Source organism: Microbacterium esteraromaticum, assembly GCF_028747645.1.
Lineage (GTDB): Bacteria > Actinomycetota > Actinomycetes > Actinomycetales > Microbacteriaceae > Microbacterium > Microbacterium esteraromaticum_C.
In genome coordinates, this window is the sequence record NZ_CP118100.1 from 764,025 (window position 1) to 787,380 (window position 23,356).

General features: G+C 68.3%; 20 protein-coding genes. 12 read left to right on the forward strand and 8 right to left on the reverse strand.

Annotated elements, in window-relative coordinates; genetic code table 11:
• Positions 1 to 27: 27 nt before the first annotated feature.
• Genes tsaB through PTQ19_RS03490 form a run of 5 tightly spaced genes read left to right on the forward strand, consistent with a single transcriptional unit; the run spans position 28 to position 3,660 of the window.
• Positions 28 to 609 carry a tRNA (adenosine(37)-N6)-threonylcarbamoyltransferase complex dimerization subunit type 1 TsaB gene (gene tsaB, locus PTQ19_RS03470; RefSeq protein ID WP_206820917.1) on the forward strand — a complete coding sequence of 194 codons (582 nt, stop codon included), beginning with the start codon at positions 28 to 30 and terminating at the stop codon, positions 607 to 609.
• A complete protein-coding gene (rimI, locus tag PTQ19_RS03475; RefSeq protein WP_274368477.1) occupies positions 606 to 1,091 on the forward strand; it encodes a ribosomal protein S18-alanine N-acetyltransferase in 486 nt (161 codons plus the stop codon). Before tsaB ends, rimI begins: the two co-directional genes overlap by 4 nt.
• Positions 1,088 to 2,158, forward strand: coding sequence for a tRNA (adenosine(37)-N6)-threonylcarbamoyltransferase complex transferase subunit TsaD (tsaD, locus tag PTQ19_RS03480; RefSeq protein ID WP_274368478.1), 1,071 nt, complete (start codon positions 1,088 to 1,090; stop codon positions 2,156 to 2,158). Before rimI ends, tsaD begins: the two co-directional genes overlap by 4 nt.
• The gene (locus tag PTQ19_RS03485) at positions 2,155 to 2,583 is read left to right on the forward strand and encodes a DUF4190 domain-containing protein (protein WP_179411587.1); all 429 of its coding nucleotides are present in this window, start codon (positions 2,155 to 2,157) and stop codon (positions 2,581 to 2,583) included. Before tsaD ends, PTQ19_RS03485 begins: the two co-directional genes overlap by 4 nt.
• Positions 2,584 to 2,586: 3 nt before the next feature.
• Positions 2,587 to 3,660 (forward strand): hypothetical protein, encoded by a 1,074-nt coding sequence (locus PTQ19_RS03490; protein ID WP_274368479.1) that lies wholly within the window; start codon positions 2,587 to 2,589, stop codon positions 3,658 to 3,660.
• Between the two features lie 8 nt (positions 3,661 to 3,668).
• On the opposite strand, the gene PTQ19_RS03495 is transcribed toward PTQ19_RS03490, so the two are convergent.
• Entirely contained in the window at positions 3,669 to 4,847 is a 1,179-nt protein-coding gene (locus PTQ19_RS03495; protein WP_274368480.1) for a class I SAM-dependent methyltransferase, read from the reverse strand.
• 141 nt (positions 4,848 to 4,988) lie between these two features.
• On the opposite strand from PTQ19_RS03495, the gene groES reads away from it, so the two are divergent.
• From groES to PTQ19_RS03520, 5 genes are all read left to right on the forward strand, one after another.
• Positions 4,989 to 5,285 (forward strand): co-chaperone GroES, encoded by a 297-nt coding sequence (groES, locus tag PTQ19_RS03500; protein ID WP_099196502.1) that lies wholly within the window; start codon positions 4,989 to 4,991, stop codon positions 5,283 to 5,285.
• 199 nt (positions 5,286 to 5,484) lie between these two features.
• Positions 5,485 to 6,558 carry a hypothetical protein gene (locus PTQ19_RS03505; RefSeq protein ID WP_274368481.1) on the forward strand — a complete coding sequence of 358 codons (1,074 nt, stop codon included), beginning with the start codon at positions 5,485 to 5,487 and terminating at the stop codon, positions 6,556 to 6,558.
• A 95-nt stretch (positions 6,559 to 6,653) separates the two neighbouring features.
• A complete protein-coding gene (locus tag PTQ19_RS03510; RefSeq protein WP_206550375.1) occupies positions 6,654 to 6,872 on the forward strand; it encodes a hypothetical protein in 219 nt (72 codons plus the stop codon).
• A gap of 20 nt (positions 6,873 to 6,892) precedes the next feature.
• Positions 6,893 to 8,767 (forward strand): dynamin family protein, encoded by a 1,875-nt coding sequence (locus tag PTQ19_RS03515; protein WP_274368482.1) that lies wholly within the window; start codon positions 6,893 to 6,895, stop codon positions 8,765 to 8,767.
• Positions 8,764 to 10,419, forward strand: a complete 1,656-nt coding sequence (locus PTQ19_RS03520) for a dynamin family protein (RefSeq protein WP_274368483.1) — start codon at positions 8,764 to 8,766, stop codon at positions 10,417 to 10,419. The genes PTQ19_RS03515 and PTQ19_RS03520 overlap by 4 nt, the downstream gene beginning before the upstream one ends.
• A gap of 460 nt (positions 10,420 to 10,879) precedes the next feature.
• On the opposite strand, the gene PTQ19_RS03525 is transcribed toward PTQ19_RS03520, so the two are convergent.
• The 3 genes from PTQ19_RS03525 to PTQ19_RS03535 all read right to left on the reverse strand — a co-directional run bounded on the left by PTQ19_RS03525 (position 10,880) and on the right by PTQ19_RS03535 (position 16,350).
• Positions 10,880 to 11,680: an IniB N-terminal domain-containing protein gene (locus PTQ19_RS03525; RefSeq protein ID WP_274368484.1), complete on the reverse strand. Its 801-nt coding sequence runs from the start codon at positions 11,678 to 11,680 to the stop codon at positions 10,880 to 10,882.
• 143 nt (positions 11,681 to 11,823) lie between these two features.
• Positions 11,824 to 14,349: a LuxR C-terminal-related transcriptional regulator gene (locus PTQ19_RS03530; RefSeq protein ID WP_274368485.1), complete on the reverse strand. Its 2,526-nt coding sequence runs from the start codon at positions 14,347 to 14,349 to the stop codon at positions 11,824 to 11,826.
• An 18-nt stretch (positions 14,350 to 14,367) separates the two neighbouring features.
• Positions 14,368 to 16,350, reverse strand: a complete 1,983-nt coding sequence (locus tag PTQ19_RS03535) for an Hsp70 family protein (RefSeq protein ID WP_274368486.1) — start codon at positions 16,348 to 16,350, stop codon at positions 14,368 to 14,370.
• 132 nt (positions 16,351 to 16,482) lie between these two features.
• On the opposite strand from PTQ19_RS03535, the gene rarD reads away from it, so the two are divergent.
• Both rarD and PTQ19_RS03545 read left to right on the forward strand, forming a co-directional pair.
• A complete protein-coding gene (gene rarD / locus PTQ19_RS03540; protein WP_425313181.1) occupies positions 16,483 to 17,430 on the forward strand; it encodes an EamA family transporter RarD in 948 nt (315 codons plus the stop codon).
• 118 nt (positions 17,431 to 17,548) lie between these two features.
• Positions 17,549 to 18,802, forward strand: coding sequence for an ABC transporter substrate-binding protein (locus tag PTQ19_RS03545; protein WP_179411577.1), 1,254 nt, complete (start codon positions 17,549 to 17,551; stop codon positions 18,800 to 18,802).
• Positions 18,803 to 19,205: 403 nt separating this feature from the next.
• Here PTQ19_RS03545 and PTQ19_RS03550 read toward each other — a convergent pair whose 3' ends face one another.
• Genes PTQ19_RS03550 through PTQ19_RS03565 form a run of 4 tightly spaced genes read right to left on the reverse strand, consistent with a single transcriptional unit; the run spans position 19,206 to position 23,243 of the window.
• Complete coding sequence (locus PTQ19_RS03550) at positions 19,206 to 19,973, reverse strand: ABC transporter ATP-binding protein (RefSeq protein ID WP_274368487.1); 768 nt, start codon at positions 19,971 to 19,973, stop codon at positions 19,206 to 19,208.
• Complete coding sequence (locus PTQ19_RS03555) at positions 19,970 to 20,920, reverse strand: ABC transporter ATP-binding protein (protein ID WP_274368488.1); 951 nt, start codon at positions 20,918 to 20,920, stop codon at positions 19,970 to 19,972. The genes PTQ19_RS03550 and PTQ19_RS03555 overlap by 4 nt, the downstream gene beginning before the upstream one ends.
• Positions 20,910 to 21,887 carry a branched-chain amino acid ABC transporter permease gene (locus PTQ19_RS03560; RefSeq protein ID WP_206550368.1) on the reverse strand — a complete coding sequence of 326 codons (978 nt, stop codon included), beginning with the start codon at positions 21,885 to 21,887 and terminating at the stop codon, positions 20,910 to 20,912. Before PTQ19_RS03560 ends, PTQ19_RS03555 begins: the two co-directional genes overlap by 11 nt.
• A gap of 3 nt (positions 21,888 to 21,890) precedes the next feature.
• Positions 21,891 to 23,243 (reverse strand): branched-chain amino acid ABC transporter permease, encoded by a 1,353-nt coding sequence (locus PTQ19_RS03565; RefSeq protein ID WP_274368489.1) that lies wholly within the window; start codon positions 23,241 to 23,243, stop codon positions 21,891 to 21,893.
• Positions 23,244 to 23,356: the final 113 nt, after the last annotated feature.

Sequence of the window (23,356 nt, forward strand, 5' to 3'; positions counted from 1 at the left end):
CCCAGGCGGGGCGACTAATCTGGAGGAGTGATCCTCGCCGTCGATACTTCTCTCGGCACGGCCGTCGCCGTGATCGATGCTGACGGGCGCACGCTCGCCGCGTCGGCCACCACCGACCCGCTCGGGCACGCCGAGGTGATCGGCGACCTGATGGCCGAGGTCACCCGCCCCGGCATCACGCATGTCGTCGCCGGCATGGGCCCAGGGCCCTTCACGGGGTTGCGCATCGGCATCGCCGCGGCCCGCGCCTTCGCGCTCGGCCGCGGTATCGAGGTGATTCCCGTGCCCAGCCACTTCGCCATCGCACAGGCCGCGCTTGACGATGGGGCGACCGGTCCGATCACCGTGATCACCGATGCGCGGCGACGCGAGATCGCGGTGAGCGTTTTCGACGGGGTGGACGCTGATGGCATCCCGCGCCTGGTCGAACCCACCCATCTGCGAAAGCGCGACGGTGAACCGGTGACCGAGGTGCTGTCGGCATCCGCTCTTGCCACGGTCGGCGCCCGCGCGCTCGCTGCGGGCCGCGTGCTCGCCGACGCCGAACCGCTCTACCTGCGCTCACCCGACGTGGTGCAGCCGGGCGCACCGAAGCGGGTGGGCACATGACTCTGCGCCTCGCCACGCTCGCTGATCTCGACGCCGTCATGGCGCTGGAGCGCCGCAACTTTCCCACCGACGCGTGGAGCGAACAGACCATGGGCACCGAGATCGCCAGTGCTCACAACCACTACCTCGTCGACGAGCAGGGCGGCCGCATCGTCGGCTACGGCGGGTTGCGCGCCCTGCCGGGCGGGACGGATGCCGACATCCAGACCATCGCGCTCGATGCCGAGGTGCGCGGGCAGGGCCGGGGGCGGATGCTGCTGCGCGCGCTGCTGGACGAGGCCGTCGAGCGCGGCGCGAAAGAGGTGTTCCTGGAGGTGCGGGCCGATAACCCGGTCGCGATGGGCCTGTACCTGTCGGAGGGCTTCGCTGAACTGGGGCGCCGCCCGCGCTACTACCAGCCCGACGACGTGGACGCCGTCGTGATGCGGCTCGATCTGCGCCGGTGGGAGACATCGGATGCTGGGCAGGAGGCCACCGCATGACCACTGAGCCCCTGGTGCTGGGCATCGAGACCAGCTGTGATGAGACCGGCATCGGTATCGTGCGCGGACGCCGCCTGCTGTCGAACACGATCGCGTCGAGCATGGACGAGCATGCCCGATATGGCGGGGTGGTGCCCGAGGTCGCTGCGCGCGCCCACCTGGAGGCACTGCAACCGTCGATCGACCGCGCGCTCGCCGAGGCCCAGGTGCGTCTGGAAGACCTCGATGCCGTGGCCGTGACCAGCGGGCCCGGACTGGCCGGTGCGCTCATGGTCGGCGTTGGCGCCGCGAAAGGACTGGCCGTCTCGCTCGACAAGCCGCTGTACGCCGTGAATCACCTGGTGGGGCACATCGCGGCGGACATCCTGCACGACGGCGCCGACGAGTCGGCGCCGCTGGAGTATCCGACGATCGCTCTGCTCGTCTCGGGCGGGCACACCTCGCTGCTGCACGTGCGCGACCTCACCACCGACGTCGAGCTGCTCGGCGAGACCGTCGATGACGCCGCGGGCGAGGCCTTCGACAAGGTTGCCCGCCTGCTTGGACTGCCCTACCCGGGCGGACCCCACATCGACCGGGTCGCTGCCGACGGCGACCCCAAGGCGATCCGCTTTCCGCGCGGCCTGTCGAAGGCATCCGACATGGCGAAGCACCGTTACGACTTCTCGTTCTCGGGTCTGAAGACCGCCGTGGCACGCTGGGTGGAGCGAGCCGAGGCGAACGGCGACGACGTGCCGCTCGCCGACGTCGCCGCGAGCTTCCGCGAGGCGGTCGTCGACGTGCTCGTCACCAAGGCGCTCGCCGCGTGCGAGGACCGCGGGGTGCCCCGGCTGCTGCTCGGCGGCGGCGTGATCGCGAACCGGCGTCTGCGCGATGTGGCACTCGAGCGCGCGGCGGCGGCCGGCGTGGCCGTGCGCATCCCACCGCTGTCGCTGTGTACCGACAACGGCGCCATGATCGCGGGGCTGGCAGCCGAGCTGATCTCCAGCGGTCGCAGCCCGTCGACTCTGGCGTTCGGCGCCGACTCGACTCTGCCGGTGACCGAGATTCAGGTGAGTCCGGCATGACCGAGCCGCGCATCGAGGGGCCGACACCCGAGGTCGTCAGGCCCGAGGGAGCGGCCTCGTTGCCCGGTGCGTCGAAGGGGTACGGGGAATTGCCGACCGGGCCGGTACCCACCGATGCGACCCGATTCACGGCGCCCGAGGCCGACGAGTTCACGCCGCGTGAATGGACTCCGGAACCCGCCGATGACGGACGGTTGGCGCCCTGGGCGCTGTTCGCCGCGATCGTCGCGCTGGCGACGTCGATGTTCGTCGGCTGGGGGATTCCGGTGGCGATCGTTGCCGTGATCGCGTCGATCATGTCGCTGCGCAGCCCGGTCGAGACCCGTGGCGTGGCGGTCTGGGCGCTCGTGCTGGGGTGCTGCGCGACGCTGTTCAGCGCAGGGTGGCTGATCTGGGCCACGATGCAGTTCGAGATGATGGGGTGAGCAATGCCGTACAGCGCACGACGACGTGAGCTGGAACGCCGGGCCTACGCTCCCGGCGGTGAATTGACGGATGCTGAAGCTCACGAACTGCAGGTGCTGAGCCGCCGGGAACCCGTGCCCGAGCAAGAGCCCGTGCCCCAGCAAGAGCCCGTGCCCCAGCAAGAACCGGTGGCTGAGCAAGCACCGGCGTCCGAGAACACGGCTCCGGAGCCCGTTGTACAGGGTCAGCACACTCTTTTCGGCGAGTCTGCAGCATCCGAGTCTGTGGCGTCCGACGACCCGGCGTCCGAAGACGTGGCGTCCGGTGCAACGCGCCGACGCTGGCTTGCGCCCCTCGCGATCCTGGCCGCGCTGGTGCTCGGGTTCGGCGGAGGCTGGCTCGTGTTCGGGCGGGGCGACTCCGTGCCGATGACCGACGCTCAGCGCGAGAGCTGGGCGCAGCTACGGGGCAGCGGCGACTATGACGATGGATCGATACAGCTGTTGGGCGCGGAGCTCGGTGCCGACGCCTGGTACGCCACGCGCCAGGAGGAAACGCTCGAATGCCTGGTGCTCACCGTCGGTGAGCGCACGGTTCCCACCTGCGAGCCGGTGACCGCGGAGGGCTCCGACACGGGACTGGGCCTGCACGCCGTGACTACGGTCAAGAGGGACGGCGAGCATCTCAACCTGTGGGCGTCGCTGGGGCGCGACGTGCGCGGTGAACGGACCGTGCTCATGCAGTACCAGAGTGCAACGTGGGACTGGCGCTCGGTGTACTCCGAGACCGAGCTGCCGATCGCCGAGTTCCTCGATGCGGCGGGCTACGACGGTCAGGTGCTCCAGGTCATGGGCTACGACGGCGACACGCCCATCTGGCTGCACCAGTCCGACCGCGCCTGCATTCTTGTCGCGACAGCGGACGAGCTGATCGCCGAAGCCTGCGGGCAACCGACCGCGACCGATCCACTGGGCCTGGTCATGCCCCATGTGACCTACAGCGTGCTGATGACCGACCCCCGCGGGCCCGTGCTGACGGTCATCCGCGATGCAGCCGAGGCGACGATCGACGACACCACCGGCGACATCATCGACTGATCAGCCGCTCACACCCGGTCGGCGAGAATCGCCACGCGTCCCGCACTCGTGCGGGTGAGGATCAGCGTCGCCGCCTGAGAGCCCTTCAGAGACAGCTTCTTGCGGAAGACCGCCGGGTCGACGTCCATGCCGCGCTTCTTGATCTCCAGACGCCCGATGTCGTTCGCGCGCAGCACCGCGTTGATCGCCTTCACGTGGGCGGGCATCGTCTCGCGCACCCGGAACGACTGCACGAACGGGCTCGTCAGCGCGGCATCGCCGGTGAGGTACGCGATCTTCTCGTCGAGCATGCCGGCCTGCAGCATCCGCCCGGCCTCGCCGATCAGGCGGGCGCGGATCACCGCGCCGTCGGGCTCGTGCACGAACGCGCCCAGCTCGCGCAGGGGTGCGTCGTCGGCATCCGCGGGGGCGGTGAGTTCGTGCGTCTCACCGTCGCGCACGATGAGCGCGGAACGTCGGATGCCCTCGCGCGCCAGCGCGCCGCTCCACAGCACCAGCTCGACGACGCTGCCGTCGGCGCTGACCCACTGCGCCTCGACATCGTCGGGGATGAGATCGCGATCCAGTCCCGGCCCGAGCTTGATGCCGGTCGGGTGGGCGCGGGCGACCTCGAGGCACCACGCCAAGGACGGCGACCAATCGGATGCTGCCGTGCGCCGCGTCTCGGCATGACCGGCCGTACGGCGGGCGGGGTCGAGCCACACGGCGCCGTCGTCGGGCACGGCGTCCTCGGCCAGCCCCTGCCGCACCGTCGCCCCGAAGGGGGCCAGATTGTACGAGGCGATCGCCGCGGTGACCTCGTCGGCATCCACGGCCGTGACGTCGAGTCCGGCCGCTGCGAACGCCAGACTGTCACCGCCGATGCCGCAGCCCAGATCGGTCACGCGCGTGATGCCGGCCCGGCGCATGCGCACGGCGTGCAGCGTTGCGACGTTCAGGCGGGTGGCCTGTTCGAGCCCGGCGCGGGTGAACAGCATCCGGCCGGCGAACTCGCCGAACTTCGCTCGCGCGCGCACGCGCAGGTGTGCTTGCCCGACCACGGCCGAGACCAGGTCGGGGGAGTGGCCCTCGGCGCGCAGCCGCGAGACGGCGCTCGCCACCTCTGCCGATGACTCCAACGGCCCGACCGCCTCGAGCAGGTCGAGCCCTTCGCGGGTGAGCAACGCGGTCAGCTCAGACATCTCCACAGGTCAAGCCTATTGCGCACCGTCATTTGGTTGGCACTCGCATTGCATGAGTGCCAGCCATCGGCATACACTGGAGTTAGCACCCTCGGTATGAGAGTGCTAACAGTCTTCTGATCTCAGTCACGAAAGAAGAGGTACACCGTGTCGGTTTCCATCAAGCCGCTCGAGGACCGCATCGTCATCCAGCAGGTCGAGGCAGAGCAGACCACCGCAAGCGGTCTGGTCATCCCCGACACCGCGAAGGAGAAGCCCCAGGAGGGCCAGGTCGTGGCAGTGGGCCCCGGCCGCATCGACGACAACGGCAACCGCGTTCCGCTGGACGTCGCCGTCGGCGACCGCGTGCTCTACAGCAAGTACGGCGGCACCGAGGTCAAGTTCGGCGCTGACGAGTACCTCGTGCTCTCGGCCCGCGACGTGCTGGCGGTCGTCGTCCGCTGACGAACCCCGCTCTCAGAAAGACCCGGATGCTTCGGCATCCGGGTCTTTCTGCGTTTCCCCTACCGTCCCCCATGACACCCCCATCGAACCCCCGGGCGGTTCCGACAATGCTCGGGATGGCCCCCGATGCCGCATCGACGCAGACGCCGCACACTCTTATCAAGCGCCAACCGGCACTCACGATGAAGGGGAATCAATCATGGCTGCTGATGACAACATCAACGTCCTCGGAGCTCAGTGGAATCTGGGCCTGGACGTGTCCGACTCGGGGAACGACAACTCGATGACCGACAACTCGGACCACTCGGACAACTCCGACAACTCGGACTGGATGTCGCACAATGACACCGACGTCAGGGACTCGTTCAACGACAACTCCGACAACTCCGACAACTCGGACTGGATGTCGCACAATGACACCGATGTCAGGGACTCGTTCAACAACGACGAATCCACCAACGACTCCTACAACGACAACTCCGTGCACGACTCGGGCAACCAGACGCTCAACGACCACTCGGTCAACGCCGGCATCCGCCAGTACGACACGGGCATCAATGAGCTGAACATCGGCCTCTCGGGTGGTGACGGCGGCGGATGGTCGAAGTTCATGGGCGGCGGCGGTGCTGACGTCGATGTCGACATCGACGCCCGTTCCACGGTCAACGACCAGTCGGTCAACCAGAACATCTCGACCTCGTCGGGGAGCGGTGGCGCCGCGATCGCCGTCGGTGGCGACGCAGATGGCGGATGGGGTGGACCCGCGCTCTCGGGCGCGGCCGGTGGTGACACCGGCAACGGCGGTGCTGGCGGAGACGGCGGTGACGGCATCGGCGGACTCGGCAGCGGCACCGGTGGCTCGGGCGGCGACGGCGGGGCGACCGGTGATGCCGGCGGCGCTGGATCGCTGGGCCTCGGCGGTGGCGGCGGAGACGCCACGACCGGTCACACCGGAGCGATGGGCGGAGACGCGACCGGCGGCAACGTCGGACAGTACTTCGGCCAGAGCAGCGTCATCTCGTCGGGCGACAACTCGGTGGCGGCCGGTGACGATGTCGAGATCAACGACATTGACACGACCGTCACGATGGGCGACATCTCGATGGGCAACACGTGGAACACCGATTCGTTCAACGACGACTTCTCGGACAACTGGTCGGTGAACGACTCGTTCAACGATCACTCGATGAACGCCGAGTTGGACGTAGAGGTAGAGAACTCGAACATCGGCAGCCCGTTCGGCGACGCCAACGAGCTCGACATCGACCTCTGAGCCGCGCAACTCGCACGACCTGCCCGGCTGTCCACTCTGGTGGACGGCCGGGCACACCACTACACTCCTGAAACACCCGATCCGGAGCGAGAGCGATGTCTTACGAACACGACGACCGAGGGGCAGAAGGCCTGCCGGGCCCCGTCTGGGGAGACGGCGCCCTGTTCGACCCGCTCTCCACCGACTCGTTCAGTCAGGAGCTGGCAGGCATCGACGAATCCGTCTGGGGAAATGCCGATCTGCTCTGGGAAGACGACGCCGTAGGAATCGTCGACCCGGGCGGTGACGCACCCGACGCCGATCCGCTCGGCTGATGGGCGCAAGAGGGGGACACGTGCCGGAGCAGCGCACATTCACAGACAACAAGATCGTCGACGTCATCCATGAGGTCGGCGATCTCGCCGCGTCGGCGGGACGCGACGACCTCGCCACTCGGCTCGCGAACACACGCGCACGATTGGCAGACCCAGCCGTGCGCGTGATCGTCGTGGGTGAGTTCAAACAGGGCAAGAGCAAGCTCATCAACGCACTCGTCAATGCCCCGGCCTGCCCCGTTGACGACGACGTGGCGACCAGCGTGCCGACCACGGTCGGGTACGCCGATCAGCCCTCGGCATGGGTGCTCGAACGCAGCGACGACCAGAATGAACCGCAGCGGCGACAGATATCGCTCGAATCGCTCGACGAGTACGTCTCGGAGCGCGGCAATCCCGACAATGAACGCGGAGTGCTCGCGGCAGAGGTACTGCTGCCGCGCGAGATCCTGCGCGGTGGACTGACGCTCGTCGACTCGCCGGGGGTCGGCGGGCTGGAGTCGTCGAACTCGTTGGCCACGCTCGCTGCGCTCTCGTCCGCGCATGCCGTATTGCTGGTCTCGGACGCCTCGCAGGAGTACACCGAACCCGAGGTGCAGTTCCTGCAACACGCCATGCGGATCTCGCCGAACGTGGCCGCCGTGCTCGCCAAGACCGACCTGTACCCCGAGTGGCGGCGCATCGAACGAATAGACCGCGAGCACCTGACCGGCCACGACGACGTGCCGATCTTCTCGGTCTCCAGCGACCTGCGCCTGCTGGCCGCCGAGTTGCAGGACCGCACGCTCAACGAGGAGTCCGGCTTTCCCGCCCTCGTCACACATCTGCGGCGAGAGGTTCTGGGCCGTGCTGAGGTGATCCATGAGCGCAGCGCTGTGCATGAACTCGCTTCGGTCGTCGACCAGTTGGAGATGTCGCTGAAGGCTGAACTGAACGCCCTGGTGAACCCCGAAGACACCCCGCGCATGATCGCCGAGCTCGAGAACGCGAAGGCGAAGGCCGACGAGTTCCGCGGCCGCTCGGCCCGATGGCAGGTCACCCTCACCGACGGCATCGCCGACCTCGTCGCCGATATGGAACACGACGTGCGCGATCGGCTGCGCAAAGTGCAGCGCGAGGCCGAGAAGGCGATCGACGATGGCGATCCGGGGCCAGTCTGGGACCAGATCAGGGAGTGGTTGGATCAGCGGGTGACCGCGGCGGTGTCGGAGACGTTCGTCTGGACCGATGAGCGATCGCGATGGCTGGCCGAAGAGGTCGCTGACCTGTTCAGCCAGGACCAATCCGAGATCCCAATCCACGATGTCTCCGATATCCAGGGCGTGCTGGACCCGGTCGATGACATCGCCGGTCTGGACCCCGGACAGCTCAGCGCCACCGAGAAGATGTACATCGGCGTGCGCGGGTCGTATGGCGGCGTGCTGATGGTGGGCCTGGCGACCGGACTGATCGGTATGGCGCTGATCAACCCGCTGTCGCTGCTGGCCGGTGTGCTCGTCGGTCGCCGTGCCTACCGCGAGGACATGAGCAATCGGCTCAGTCGCCGCCAGCAGGAGGCGAAGGTGATCGTACGCAAGTACATCGACGAGGTGACGTTCCAAGTCGGCAAGCAGCTCAAGGACCGGTTGCGCCTGGTGCAACGGGGAACACGCGATCACTTCGGCGCTCTCGCCGAGGAACTGCACAGTTCGCTGGCCGAGGCGCTCCAACGGGCCAAGCAGGCAGCATCCGGATTCACCACCACCCGTGACCAACGGGTCGTCGCACTGCGCTCGCGCCTGGCGGAGCTCGAGAGCGTGCGCAAGGCCATCCCGGCGCTGCCACCCGTACCGGAACCCGCCGTGCGGGCCGGTGCGCAACCCGCCGGCGCGATCGGCGCGAAGGCGGCACGATGATCGCAACGGCCGCCGAGCCGGTGACGGACGACGTGATCGCCGACACCGAAGAGCTGCTGCGCACCAGCCGCATCGTCTACCACGGCGACCGCGAGGCGACCGCGTTGATCGACCAGCTCGAGGTGCGGCTGCACGAACCGTTGCGGCTGGCGCTGGCCGGCATGGTCAAGGCCGGAAAGTCCACGCTGCTGAACGCCCTGCTGGGCGAGCGGATTGCCGCGACCGACACCGCTGAGTGCACGCGGATCGTCACCTGGTACCGCCACTCGGCGACGCCCAGCATCACCGTGCACCTGCGCGACGCGCGCACCGAACGGATGCCCATCCGCCGCGACCAGGGGCTGCTCGTGTTCGACCTCGGTGGCCGCACCGCCGAGGACATCGAATGGATCGACGTCGGCTGGCCGCTGGACGGCCTCGAATCTCTGATCCTCATCGACACCCCCGGCATCGCCTCGCTCTCGGGCGACACCTCGGCACGCACAGCCCGGTTCCTCACCCCTGAGGACGCCCCCTCGTCGGCCGACGCCGTCGTCTACCTGATGCGCCACCTGCACGGTTCGGACGTGCGGTTCCTCGAGGCGTTCCGCGACACCGCCGCCGGCGCCGCGCAGAGCGTGTGCGCCGTGGCCGTGCTCTCGCGCACCGACGAGATCGGCTCGGGCCGCATCGACTCGCTGCTGTCGGCACGCCGCGTCGCCGCGCGCTACGAACGCGACGGCGCGCTGTCGGCACTCGCCCTCGGCGTCGTCCCCGTCGCCGGCCTGCTGGCCGAAGGCGCCCGCACGTTGCGTGAGAGCGAGTTCATCGCCTTCCGCGCCCTCGCCGGACTCGAACGCGCCGAACGCGAACGACTACTCGTCTCGGCCGACCGCTTCACCCGCCCCACCGACGCGACCGGACTCAGCGTCACCGTGCGCGAAGAACTGCTCGCCCGCTTCGGCATCTTCGGGGTGCGCCTGGCGACCGCGATCATCCGCGGCGGTGTCACGACCTCGTCAGAGCTGTCGGATGCCCTCGTGCAGCAGAGCGGACTGATCGAACTGCAACAGTTCGTGCTGAACCAGTTCCAACCCCGCGCCGACACCCTCAAGGCCCGCGGCGTCGTGCTGCAACTGCAAGCACTCGTGCAGCGCTCGCCGCGCCCCGGCACCGACCGCATCCGTGCCGGGATTGAACGTTTCACCGCGTCGGCGCACGTCCTGCGCGAACTCGCGCTACTCGCCGAGGAACGCGCGCACGGTCTTCCGCTCGACGAAGCGGATGCTACCGACGCGGCCCGCATCCTCGGAGCGGCCGGCGTGGCATCATCCGCTCGCCTCGCCCTGCCCGCCGACGCCACTCCTGCCGACATCGGCGAACGCGCCTTCGCCGAGATCGACCGGTGGCGCGCGCTCGCCGCGTCACCGTTGGTCGAAAGGAACGCGGCAGCGGTGTACGAAGCCGTTCTTCGGACCCTGGCAGGTATCGTCTCAGAGCTCGGGTTGGCCCGGGCCCTCCGGCCCGCGGCGCACATCGAATCGGCGAGCGGACCAGGCGATGGCGCGGGGCATGACGCTGGCCAGCAGAGCCAGAGCGACAAGCGCGGCTTGCGCCGCAAGAAGCGGCTGAAGTGGTTCCCCTTTGGCGCCCAGCGCGATCCACTCGGGTGACATCAGCACCAGCAACGCCAGCAACCCGAAGGTCAGCAACTGCCACCAGCGGATGTGCGGGCGTCGGCCCATGAACGACACCAGCAGTGTCAGCTGGATGAACAGCACCGCCACCAGCAGCCCGAACACGACCCAGAAGACGATGTCGGCAGCGCTCTCATAGGTGGCCTCGGCCCGATCCTCGGTCACCGTTTGAGCGACCTCGACGATCTCGGGCAACAGATCCTCTCGGATGACGAACAGGTAGACGATGGTGAAGGCACCGACCGCGAAGCTGATGATCCACAGGAACTGACTCAGTCGGATCGAGAACGGCGGAGTCGCCTTGATCACCACCGGAGGCTGGTTGGGGCTCGCCAGCGTCGGCCGGGCCGGCAACTCGCGCGCGCCATACCGCGCGACCGACCCGCCGGCCCCCTCCCGAGAAGGAGGAGGCGGCGGGTCGGTCCTGCGGGATGCGTCAGTCATCCTCGAGCGGTGCATCCAGCGGTGCGTCGTCCACGGGGGCGGAGGACTCCGCACCGTACGAGTCGCCCTCGCCAGCGGTCATGTCGCTCTCCAGTACGTCCGCGGGCTCCGGTACATCGGCCGGTGGCGGCGGGGGAGCGGCGGCAGGGGCCGCGGCCTCGGTGACCTCGGTCACCGCAGCAGCCGTCGTCGCCGTGGCCGTGGCGACGTCCTCGGGAGTCGCCTCTTCGGCAACCGTTGCGTCGGCGCCCTCGTCGCCGGCGGCACCCTCTTCGGGCACCGTGCCGGTCTGGTTGAAGCTGCCGTCGTTGGTCTCGTTGCCGATCGAGACGTCGCCGACCGTCATGTCGACGTCGGAGTCGACGACCGACACATCGTCGCCGGCGGCGATCGAATCGTCGCCCGAAGCGACAACGGCCTCTTGATCGAACAACTGCGTGACGTCGCCGCCCTCGGTCCAGATGTTCTGGTTCACCGACTGGTCAACGATCGTCGAGCGGGCATCCACAGTGGTGTACTGCTGCACCATGCGGACGATCTCGCGCACCGTCTCGTGGTTGTCAGGGCCGGGAGGCGGCGGCGGAGGTGGTGTGTCGTGATGGACCACCCGTGGATGATCGACGATGACCGGCCGCACGGCCGCGACATCGGCCATGCAGACGTCCTGCAGGCCATTGTCGGCGAGCGTAGCGGTGGGCCGCGCGACGAACTCGTCGGCGGCCTCCTGATCTCTGAGCAGACTCAAGATGAACGCGAACAGTGCGTCCGCGATCGTCTCAACTGGTGAAGTCATCTGCAGCCCCCTTCAACATCTGTGATCATTTCTCGCATCCCGGCTCTACCCCCTCCGGCGGCCGGAACCACATCCTGTTTGGATCGTATGCGCCCTCGTCCTCGCACGGCATCGGGGGATTACCCGATACCGCGTAGGGGGGGTCACGGGGGTTCGGTCGAATACCCCGCGCCGATCCCGCCGTCACCGAACAGCTGACGCAACCGGGCCAGCAATTCGGACCGGGAAGTCGCACCGAGCCGGCGTCGGATGTGCGCGATGTGGTGTTCGGCTGTGCGCGGCGAGATGAAGATCGACTCGCCGATCTCGGCGTACGTCTTGCCCTGCACGACCAACCTGGCGACCTCGATCTCGCGTTCGCTGAGCACCTCTTCCGGCGGTGACTGCGCTGCGCTCTCGGCATCATCGCCCGCGTTCGGAGCAGGCCGACGCGTGCCGTCGTTGGGATGAAGCTCCCGTGCACAGGCGAGCAACTGCGTTGCCGTCTTGCGGTCGTCGGTCTTGGCCGCGCCATGTCCGGCCAGTCGTGCCGCGTCCCACATCAGGCCCACCGAGGCCAGACCTTCGGCGGCGCTTACGACGGCATCCGCATCGACCGAGCCAGCGAGCACGTCGGTCCACACCCGGCCGGCGCGCGCCATGCTCGCCGCCACACGGCTACGGCCGGCAGCGGCGACCAGCGCCTTCGCATGCGGAGCGAGCAGATCGGGTCGGCTCAGCAGAATGCCCTGCTGAATGCCGGCCCAGTGGAGGTGCGCCGACCAGGTCGACGGATCGCCGAGACCCGCGACGATCCGCTGTGCGCGGTCGAGCAGAGGTGCCACCCGGGTCGCGTCGCCGACGCGCGCCGCGGCGCTGATCAACTCGGCCAGCGGATGCAACAGATACAGGTCGACATCGATTCGCAGCAGGCTGCCGCGCGCCTCACGCCAGACAGCTTCGAGCCCCGCTGCGTCGTCGTAGCGGCGTGCAATCGCGACACGGACGCTGTGCAACAGGACTGCGTCGCGGGCGCTCAATGCCGCGGGGGCCGTCGCCATCGCCCGTTCGAGCAGCTCCTTGGCGTCGACCGGGTGCGCGCGCTGCACCGCGACCCACGCGCTCCACAGCAGTAGTCGCGTGCGCGCCCACGGGCCGCCATGGTCGCGCTCCACGGCATCTTCGAGCACGCTCTGTGCGGTCGTGAGGCGGCCCAGATTGAGCGCGACGATCGTGGTGATCACCGCGGGAAGCTCGACGACGGCATCCGTGCGCTGGGCACTGGAGTACATCTCGGCGGCGCGCACCAGCTCGGGCAAGGCGCCCTCGGGAGCGCCCGGCGACACGGTGCTCAGCAGGCCCGTGCGCAGCAATCGCATCGAGACCCCGGCCGCGGTCGGCAGCTCCGGGTCGTCAGGAGGGACGGATGCCGGTTGCTCGCCGACGCCGAGGGCCGCGATCGTGGCGTTCATGAGGGCGCTGACGGTGCTCGGGCGTACGAGCTGATACACCTCGTGCGCCTGCGCCATCATGCCGCGCGACGACCACATCGCCGCGGACACGTCCGCCATCGGCGAGAGCTCGTCGGGCGATGCCGAGCGCACCCCCTCATCGACGAAGCCTGTGGCCCCCTCGAGATCGCCAGTCGCCCAGGCCGTATGCGCGCGGCGGGCCGCCAGTTGCCGGGGCGGGGCGCCGTACTCGGCGGCGGCGTCATAGAGCTCGGCCGCGCGGTCGGGGCGGTCCGCCAGCATCCGGTCGGCCGACGCGATCAGCGCCTCAGCCAGCCGCGGATCGCGCAGCGCCCGTTCATCCTCGCGCTGAGTCAGTGCGTCGGGGTGGTGCGCGTACAGATCGATGAGACGGCGCGTCGGCATCGCCTCGCGTACGGCGGTGCGCACCAGTGGCGCGGCGTCGCCGCTGCGCAGCAGCAACCCCTGCGCGTACCCCTGCAACGCCCAGTCGTCCGCGCCGTCGGCAGCGTCGGATGCGGGATACGCCTCACCCGCCGCGCTCACGCACACCGTCTCGACAGCGCGCCGCAGTGCGTCGTCGAGGCTGTCGAGGCGGTGCGCCACCAACTCGCTCAGCGCACGATCGAGCGCCACATGAGAGCCATCGAACGCGCAGTCGCGCTGATCATGGTGTTGCACGGCGGCGGCGACCAACCACGACATGCCGCACGTGCTGCGCAGCACGTGACTGATGCACTCGTCGCTCATCGTCACATCGAGGACTTCGAGATGGTCGAGCACGTCCGAGCGCGACACGTGGCCGAGCACGATGGCAGGAACCTGCTGCTCGAGGCGCCGGGTGATGGCGCGTACCGCGGGTCGTGCCGGCCAGGGGCGTCGGGCGATGATCAGCGCCGCTGACGGATCCTCGGCGCGCGCGCCCAGCTGCGTCAGCTCGGTCTCGGAGAGCAGATGCAGGTCGTCGACCAGCAGCACGTGCTCAGCGGGCACGTCGTCGAGCGCGTCGACGGCATCGTGGGCGAGTACGACCTCTCGCGAGTCCTCGACGAGCAGATCATGAAGGTGATGGAGCCCTGTCGACTTTCCGGATCCCGCGGTGCCCACCAGCGCGGCTCGGGGGATGCGGTGAGTGACGGCGTCGAGTGCAGGGCGCAACGGGCGCTCCCATGTCAACGGCCCGCCCGTGGACGGACTCTCGACGATGAGCGTTGACATGCGACTCAGCACTTCCGGTCAGGGTGTCGGATTCACGGTGGGAGCGTCTGAGGGTATTGGCTCGGGATCAGTCGGGGCAGCCGAGGACGTCGGCTCGGGTGCGGGGTCGGGGGTGGGATCCGGCGTCGGGTCGGGTGCCGGCGCAGGGTCGGGATCGGGTGTCGGATCGGGGGTCGGGTCGGGTGCGGGGTCGGGGGTCGGGTCGGGAGTGGGATCGGGTGTCGGATCGGGTGCGGGGTCGGGTGCGGGATCGGGCGTCGGGTCGGATGCCGGATTCGAGGTCGGATCGGGGGCGGGATCCGGTGCGGGTGTGGGGGTTGGCGTCGGTGTGGGGGTTGGGTCGGGGTTCGCGACCTGCGGGCCGCCCGCCGACGCGGGCTGCGGGGCCGGGGGAGCGGGATCCGAACCGAGCTCCTCAGGCGCCTCCACCGTGGGACCCCCCACGCCGGGTGCCGACTTCGGAATGCGGGAAGAGTCGGATGCCGACGACTCATCCGCAGCATCCGCGCGCGCCTCAGCACTGCTCGCGTCGTCAGCGTCAGCAATCGTCGTCGCCTCGTATGCCGAGTACGCCGACGCCGAACGCAGCAACGACATCGTCCCCGGCCCCTCTCCGCTCTCGACCGAAGCGCCCTTGGCCGCCTCCCCACCACCGCCCAGCGGCGTCGTCGACGCGAACACGATCCCCGTCGCCACGACCACCGCGCCGGCCGCCAGCGCCGCCGCACCGCCGTACGAGATCCGGAACCTCGATGGACGCACCACCGCAGCGCCCGCGGCAGTCGCCGGCACGAGCTCCATTGCGCTCGCCGCCGGCACCACGCCCGTCGCACTCGCCGCGGTCATCGCCGAGGCAGGCGCCGGCACTACCGCCGACGTCGCGATTCCCACCGCAGCGGATGCCGGCGCCTGGCCCACCGGCAGGCCGGCGACAGCATCCGACCGTTCGAGACGCGTCCACGCGGCGTGCGCCGCGCCCGTCGCGGCGGCGTACTGCGGGTTCTCTGGCATCGTCAGCGGCAGGTCGAACCGCTCCGACAACAGCTGGGCGATGAGCGGCATCCGCGCCGCACCACCGATCAGGATCAGCTCGTCGAGCGCCGACATATCGAGCCCGGCCGCCTCGACGGCTTGCTCCAGTGCCTCGATCGTCGCATCGATCGTGGGCCGCGCCATGGCATCCAACTCGGACCGCGTCACACGCACGCTCGGGGTCGTCCCCGCGAGCGTGATCGCCACCGACGCACCGGTGCTGAACGACAACGCCTCCTTCGCCGTGACGATCGCGCGGTGCGTACCACGCAACTCGGCGCGCGTGCTGTCGGCGATCGCCCCGTCAGCGCCCGTCAACGGCAGCACATGCCGCAGCAGCGCCGCATCGATGTCGGCGCCCCCGATCGGGAGCGGCTGCGGGTCGTTCAGCAGGTCGAGCCCGCGCAGGGCGCTGGCCTCGAACGTGCTGCCGCCCAGGTCGTAAACGCCGACGCGATGGGCGCGCGTCTCACCCGTGGCGAACTGCTCGGCGGCCACCACCGCCGACGGAACCAGCAGCACATCGTCGAGGCCGGCCTCGCGCAGTCGCCGGCGAACGGCATCCATGCGGTGCCCCGCCCACGACGTGGGGTGCGCGATCGCGACGGCGCCGGGACGCAACCCGCGCTCGGTGACGACCGTCGACACGATCCACAACGCCATCCGCGCGACCAGCTCCTCGGCGTGCACGGCGTAGCCGCCCGCGACGATCGGTACCGCATCGCCGACCGAACGCGTGAACTCGCGCACCAGCCGCTCGGGGTGATCGAGCCCGCGCTCGGCGGCCTCGGCGCCGAAGAGCACGTCACCCTCTTCGGTGACATACGCGGCCACCGCGATATCGGCCCTCTCGCGTCCCACCGCGAGGGGCACCACCTGCAACCCTCCACGCGCAGCGGCGCTGGCCGACACCGTCGTCACACTGGTCGTGCCTACGTCGAGCGCGAGTACGTACTCCGACTCGCCCATCACTTCCGCCGAATCCCCAGTCGTCCAGAAATTGGATCTGGCGCCCACTATAGGACGTTCCTCAGGCGTTGGGAAGAGTGATCTACTCGCGTAGGCGCCCCCGGTGTGGCGCCCAGGCAATAGGGTGCAAGGGTGACATCCGACCTCTCCGTGTCGGGCCCTGCGGCCCGCGGAACCTCGCGCAGTGGTGTCGCTTACACCATCGGTGCCTACGTGATGTGGGGTGTGCTGCCGCTGTACTTCGTGCTGCTCGCACCGATGGGGCCGTGGGAGGTGGTTGCCTGGCGTGTGCTGCTGTCGTTCGCCTTCTGCCTGGTGCTCCTGACCGTGACGCGGGGCTGGCGGCCGCTCTGGGGCATTCTGCAGCGGCCGAAGCTTCTCGGATGGACGGTGCTGGCCGGGCTGCTGATTTACGTCAACTGGCAGGTGTTCCTCATCGGAGCGCTCAGTGATCGGGTCATCGAGACGAGCCTCGGCTATTTCATCAACCCGATCTTCACGGTCCTTCTCGGGGTGCTCGTGCTGCGCGAGCGGATCACCCGGTTGCAGACCGCCGCGATCGGCATCGCGGCGATCGCCGTCGTCGTGATCGTCGTCGCCTACGGCGACTTCCCCTGGATCGCGGTGGGGCTGACCCTGACGTTCGGCCTGTACGGGTTGGTCAAGAAGCGGATCGGCTCGGCGGTGGATGCCGTCAGCGGCCTGACGCTCGAGTCGTTCTGGCTGATTCCGGTAGCCGTCGTCTCACTGGTCGTCGTCGGGCAGACCGCAGGGTTGACGCTGGGAGCGGTGTCGCCGGTGCACACGCTACTGGTCGCCTGCGTCGGTGTCGCCACCGCAGTACCGTTGCTGCTGTTCGCCGCCGGCACGCGACGCATCGACTTGAGCCTGGTCGGGCTGCTGCAGTTCATCGCACCGGTGATGCAGTTCCTCGTCGGCTGGGCGGTGCTGGGGGAGCCCATGCCGCTCGAGCGCTGGGCCGGGTTCGTGCTGGTGTGGATCGCCATCGTCGTGTTCGTGGTGGATCTGCTGCTGCAGCGCCGTCGGGGACGACGTCAGCGGCCTGCGCCTCTGGTGTGAGAGTGGTTCAGATCGTTAAGCGACCGAGACAGAAGACCCGTTGCGACGGGCAGTCAACGTCCTAAGGTGAGAGTCACCCGCAAGTGGTAAACCACGTTCAGTTACGCAAGGGAGCAACATGAACGCAATGAAGGGCTCGCGCACCGCGCGGATCTTCGCGGCCGCGGCAATGGTCAGCGCGTCCGCACTCGTCATCTCGGGCTGCAGCAGCACGCCCTCCGAAGAGCCGGATGATTCCGCCGAACAGCCCGCAGCGGTCGACCTGACGCTCAGCATGGGTTCGTTGCTGCCGGCCACCGGTACGCTCGCGTTCTTGGGCGCGCCTATGGAGGCCGGTGTTCAGCTGGCCATCGCGCAGATCAACGAGGCCGACGCCGGCATCACCGTCGAACTGTCCGCCGCCGATGAGGGCGACCTCGACAACAAGGCCTACGAGACCTCGGTGTCGCGTCTGCAGAGCGAGGGCATCACTGCCATGGTCGGCGCCGCGTCGTCGAGCGTGTCGAAGCTGATCCTCGACGGCAACGTCGGTGCCGGCATCGTCACCGTCTCGCCGTCGAACACCTCGGCGGACTTCACCGGTCTCAGCCCGATGTACTTCCGCACCGCTCCGAGCGACAACCTGCAGGGCGAGGTGCTCGGCAACCAGATCGCTGAGGACGGTCACACGACCCTCGGCATCATCTACCAGAACGACCCGTACGGTACGGGCCTGGCCGAGGCCATCGGTGCCACCTTCGCCGCCGCCGGTGGCGAGGTCGTCGCCGAGGCGTCGTACAACCAGGGCGACGGCCAGTACAACGCCCAGGTCGAGACGGTCGCCGCAGCCAACCCCGACGCGGTCGCCATCGTCTCGTACGACCAGTTCGCCACGATCGCCCCGCTGCTCGGCAACGCGGGCGTCGACACCGGCAGCCTGTACCTGGTCGACGGCAACCTGAAGGACTGGCCCGACCTGCCGGTCGACCTGACCGGATCGAAGGGCACCCGCGCCGGTGCTGTGCTGCCCGATGACTTCATCGACCAGCTCAACGAGATCTGGACCGGCCAGGGCAACGACCCGATCGACGCCGTGACCTACTCGGCCGAGGCGTACGACGCCACGATGCTGATCGCACTGTCGGCACTGGCCGCACAATCGGTCGAGGGCGCCGACATCGCCAGCAAGATGCGCGAGGTCTCGGGTGGCGAGGGCGACGGCGAACAGTGCACGACGTTCGCCGACTGCGCCGCGATCATCAACGACGGCGGCGTCGCCGACTACGAGGGCCTGTCCGGCTCGATCACGTTCGATGAGAACAACGACCCGAAGGGCGCAGCCATCGGCGTCTACGAGTACGGCGAGGGCAACATCCACACCCGCATCAAGTAGGTCGCGGTAGAGAAGGCCCCGGATGCCAGCATCCGGGGCCTTTTCGCGCGCCGCGCCGCGCGCCGCTTCGCGCCGCTCCGCGCGCCGCGCCGCGCTTCGCGCCTTGCCTTCCGCTGAGAAACCACTTCCCGTACGAAACACCACCTCCCACGTGGTTTCTCACACGGGAAGTGGTTTCTCAACGGGGTGGACGGGGCGCGAGGCGGGGCGGCGCGGCGCGGGCGTCAGCTATGCGGGCGAGGCGGGGCGGCGCGGCGCGCAGGCGGCGCGCAGGCTGCGGCAGGAGACGTGGGGCCGGCCGCCGGCATCCGCTTGTCATTCGGTGAGAAACCACGTGCCGCACGAAACACCACCTCCCGCGTGGTTTCTCACACGGGAGGTGGTTTCTCAGCGCAAGGCGCGGCTATGCGGCGTCTTGGCCCAGCGTGCCGAGGTAGAGGCCGATCACCTTCGGATCCTCCAGCAGCTCGCGGCCGGTGCCCTCATAGGCGTCACGGCCCTGATCGAGCACGTAGCCACGGTCGCAGATCTGCAGGCAACGCCGTGCATTCTGCTCGACCATGATCGTCGTGACGCCGGCCTTGTTGATGTCCGAGACACGGATGAAGGCGTCATCCTGTCGCACGGGGGAGAGGCCGGCTGAGGGCTCGTCGAGCAGCAGCACCGAAGGATCCATCATCAGAGCGCGCGACATCGCGACCATCTGGCGCTCACCACCCGACAGCGAACCGGCGCGCTGATTCAACCGCGCGCCCAGCTCGGCGAAGATGTCGGTGACGAACGCCAACCGCTCCTTGTAGATCTTGGGGTTCTGGTACAACCCCATCTGCAGGTTCTCGGCGATCGTCAACGACGGGAAGACGTTGTTGGTCTGCGGCACGAAGGCCACACCCTTCGTGACCAGCTTGTCGGCCTTCAAACCGATGATGCTCTCACCCCGGACGGTGATCTCGCCCTCGCGCACCTGCACCATCCCGAAGATCGCCTTCAGCAGGGTCGACTTGCCGGCACCGTTCGGGCCGATGATGCCGATCAGCTCACCCTGGCGGGCGATGAGATTCGCGCCGTTGAGAATGTTCACACCCGGCAGGTACCCGGCGTGCACGTCCTTCAACTCGACGATGACGTCACGATCATCCTGAGGTGCGGCGCCCGCTTCAGCATCCGTCATTTCTCCTCCTCCTCTTCGAGCTCGGCTTCGACCTCGGCCTCGATCTTCTTGCGCACGCGCGCGGCGTCGGCGCCCGAGACGACACTGATGCGCCCGGTCACCTCGCCGAGGTCGACATCCTGATGGGCCCCCAGGTACGCGTCGACGACCGCGGGATCCTCCATGACCGTCTCGGGCGGACCCTCGGCGACCACACGGCCCTCGGCCATCACCACCACCCAGTCGGCGATGTGACGCACCATGTGCATGTCGTGCTCGACGAACAAGACCGTCATGCCGCGATCCTTCAAACCGAGGATGTGATCGAGCAATGACTGCGTCAGGGCTGGGTTGACCCCGGCCATCGGCTCATCGAGCATCACCAGTTGTGGATCACTCATCAGCGCGCGTGCCATCTCGAGCAGCTTGCGTTGCCCGCCTGAGAGCGCGGCGGCGAAGTCTTTCTCCTTCGCATCGAGCTTGAACAGCGTCAGCAGCTCGCGCGCCTTCTGCTCGATCTCGGCTTCCTTCTTGCGCCACAGTCCGGGAAACAGGCTCACCCAGAACCGCTCGCCGGGCTGCTCGGGCGACCCGAGCTTCATGTTCTCGAGCACGGTCAGCAGCGACAGGGCTTTGGTCAGCTGGAACGTGCGCACCTGGCCCATGCGCGCCACCTTGAACGACGGGACGCCGGCAAGATTCTTGCCGTCGTACTGCCAGGTGCCGCTATTGGGCTTGTCGAAACCGCAGAGCAGGTTGAACAGCGTGGTCTTGCCGGCACCGTTCGGGCCGATCAGTGCGGTGATCGCCCCGCGAGGGATCTCGAGGTGCTCGACGTTGACGGCGGTCAGGCCGCCGAAGTGCCGCTCGACGCCGTCGACGACGAGGATCGGGTCGACTTTTGCGACACCGGGCTTAGCCGGTCCGGCCGCGAGGCCGGTCGACTTCTGACGCTTCTCACTTGACAAAGGTCATCTCCCTCTTGTCTCCGAGGATGCCCTGTGGGCGGTAGATCACGATGAGCATCAGTGCCACGCCGGCGAGGATCCAGCGCACCACCTCGGCCTGTGTGGTCGACATCGGCAGGTATCCGGCCGACGCCATCTGCGGCAGCAGGTTGCCGAGGAAGGCGAACAGCACCCAGAACAGCACGGCACCCAGCGTCGGACCGAACACGGTCGCGGCACCACCGAGCAGCAGCACGGTCCACAGGAAGAACGTCAGCGACGTCGAGTAGCTGCCCGGCACGACCGCCGAGGGCAGCACGAACACGATGCCGCCGGCGGCACCCATGACACCGCCGATGACGAGCGCCTGCATCTTGTACGAGAAGACGTTCTTGCCGAGCGAACGCACGGCGTCCTCATCTTCGCGGATGCCCTTGAGTACGCGCCCCCAGGGGCTGCGCATCAGCGCCCAGACCAGCAGGATGGCGACGGCCAGCAGGAACAGCCCGAACACGCGATCCCACAGCTCGGTGGCACTGTACGTCCACGGGCCGAAGCCGTAGACGCCCTCGGGGAAGGGGTTCGCCGCGCGGAAACTGCCGTGATAACCGGAGCGGCCACCGGCCGCGCCGGTGACATCCTCGAACAGCTGGGTGAGGAACAGCAGTCGTACCACCTCTGCCGTCGCGATCGTCGCGATGGCGAGGTAGTCGGCTCGGAGACGCAGAGTCGGGATGCCCAGAAGCAGGGCGAACACGGCGCCGCCGAACAGCCCGATGAGCATGCCCACCCACCACGGAACCCCGAGCATCAGGACGGGGATGGCGTAGCCGTACGCCCCGATGGCCATGAAGGCGGCCATACCGAAGTTGAGCAGTCCGGCGTAGCCGAAGTGCACGGCGAGGCCGGTCGCCGCCAGCGCGTAAGCGATGGTGACGGGGCTGAACAGGTAGGCGGCGGTGTTGCCGAAGATCGATCCGAAGTCCATGTGTCAGCCCAGCCTTTCCTTGCGCCCGAGCAGACCCTGCGGCCTGACCAGCAGGATGACGATCAGCGCCACCAGAGCGGATGCGTACTTCAGATCCGAGGGCACTCCCAGCAATGTCGAGACCTCGACGGCGATGCCGACGATGAGCGACCCGATCAGAGCGCCGATCGCCGAACCCAGGCCGCCGAGCGTGATCGCGCAGAAGATCAGCAGCAGCATCTGCATACCCATGTCCCACTTCACACCGGGGCGGAAGTAGGTCCACAGGATGCCCGAGAGCGCCGCCAGCGAACCGGCGATGATCCATACGATCCGCACGACCTTGTCGACGTCGATGCCCGAGGCCGCAGCCAGCTGCGGGTTGTCGGAGATCGCCCTGGTCGCTTTACCGATGCGGGTGCGGGTGAGGAAGTACGCCATGGCGAGGATCACGACGATGCTGATCGCCATGCCGATGAGGTCGATGTACGACAGGGTGATCGGCCCCAGCTTCATGGGCGTCGGGCTGGCGCCGGGCGCCTGGTGCGTGCCGCCACCGATCATGTACTGCATCGTGTAGCGCAGCGCGAGCGAGAGGCCGATGCTGACGATCATCAGCTGCACGATGCCCAGGCCACGCCGGCGCAACGGGCGCCAGAGGCCGGCATCCATCGCCCAGCCCAGGGCTCCACCCGCGACCACCGCTGCGATCAGGCCGAGCCACAGCGGCAGCTGCCAGAACGAGGTGACCAGCACCACGACGACGCCACCCCAGGTGACCATCTCGCCGTGTGCGAAGTTTGACAACCTCGTGGTGCCGTAGATGAGCGCGGCGCCCATCGACGCCAGACCCAGCAGCAGACCGAAGTTGATGCCGCCGACGGTGCGCGAGATCAGCTGGTCGAGGAACGACACGGTGACCCGCTCGCCCTGACCGAGGAAGAGGTTCACGATCTTCGTGCCGGTGAGGCCGAACTCGGCCTCGAACGACCCGCTCGTGCCCTCGACGGCACTCACACCTTCCGGCAGCAGTGCCGGATCGACGATCACGCCGTCGGGCAGCGTGTCTTCATCGATCGAGATCGTGTACTTCTCCTTCTCGGGCACATAGAGGCGCCAGCGGCCTTCGGCGTCCGTTGTGGTCTCGCCTTCGAAACCGTTGCCCTCGACTGATACGCCGACGCCGTCGATCGGCTGGCCTTCGAAGGTTATGTTGCCGGCGAAGTAGAAGTCCGTCACCTCCTGCCCGTCATCGGTCGTCTCTGCGAAAGCAGACCCCGCGGGTATCGCGAGCACGAGAAAGGCGGCCAGTAGCGCTGTCAACAGCGCGATCAGCCCGTTTCGGGGACGCCGAAGCGCCGTTGATCTGAGTCCCACGCATCCTCCACATCGAGTGCTCCGAACAGCTCCGGGTGGCTGTTCGGTGACGGACGTCGCACTGAGCGTAACCTGCCCGATACGAAATCCGCACCATCCGTGTCCGTATCGAG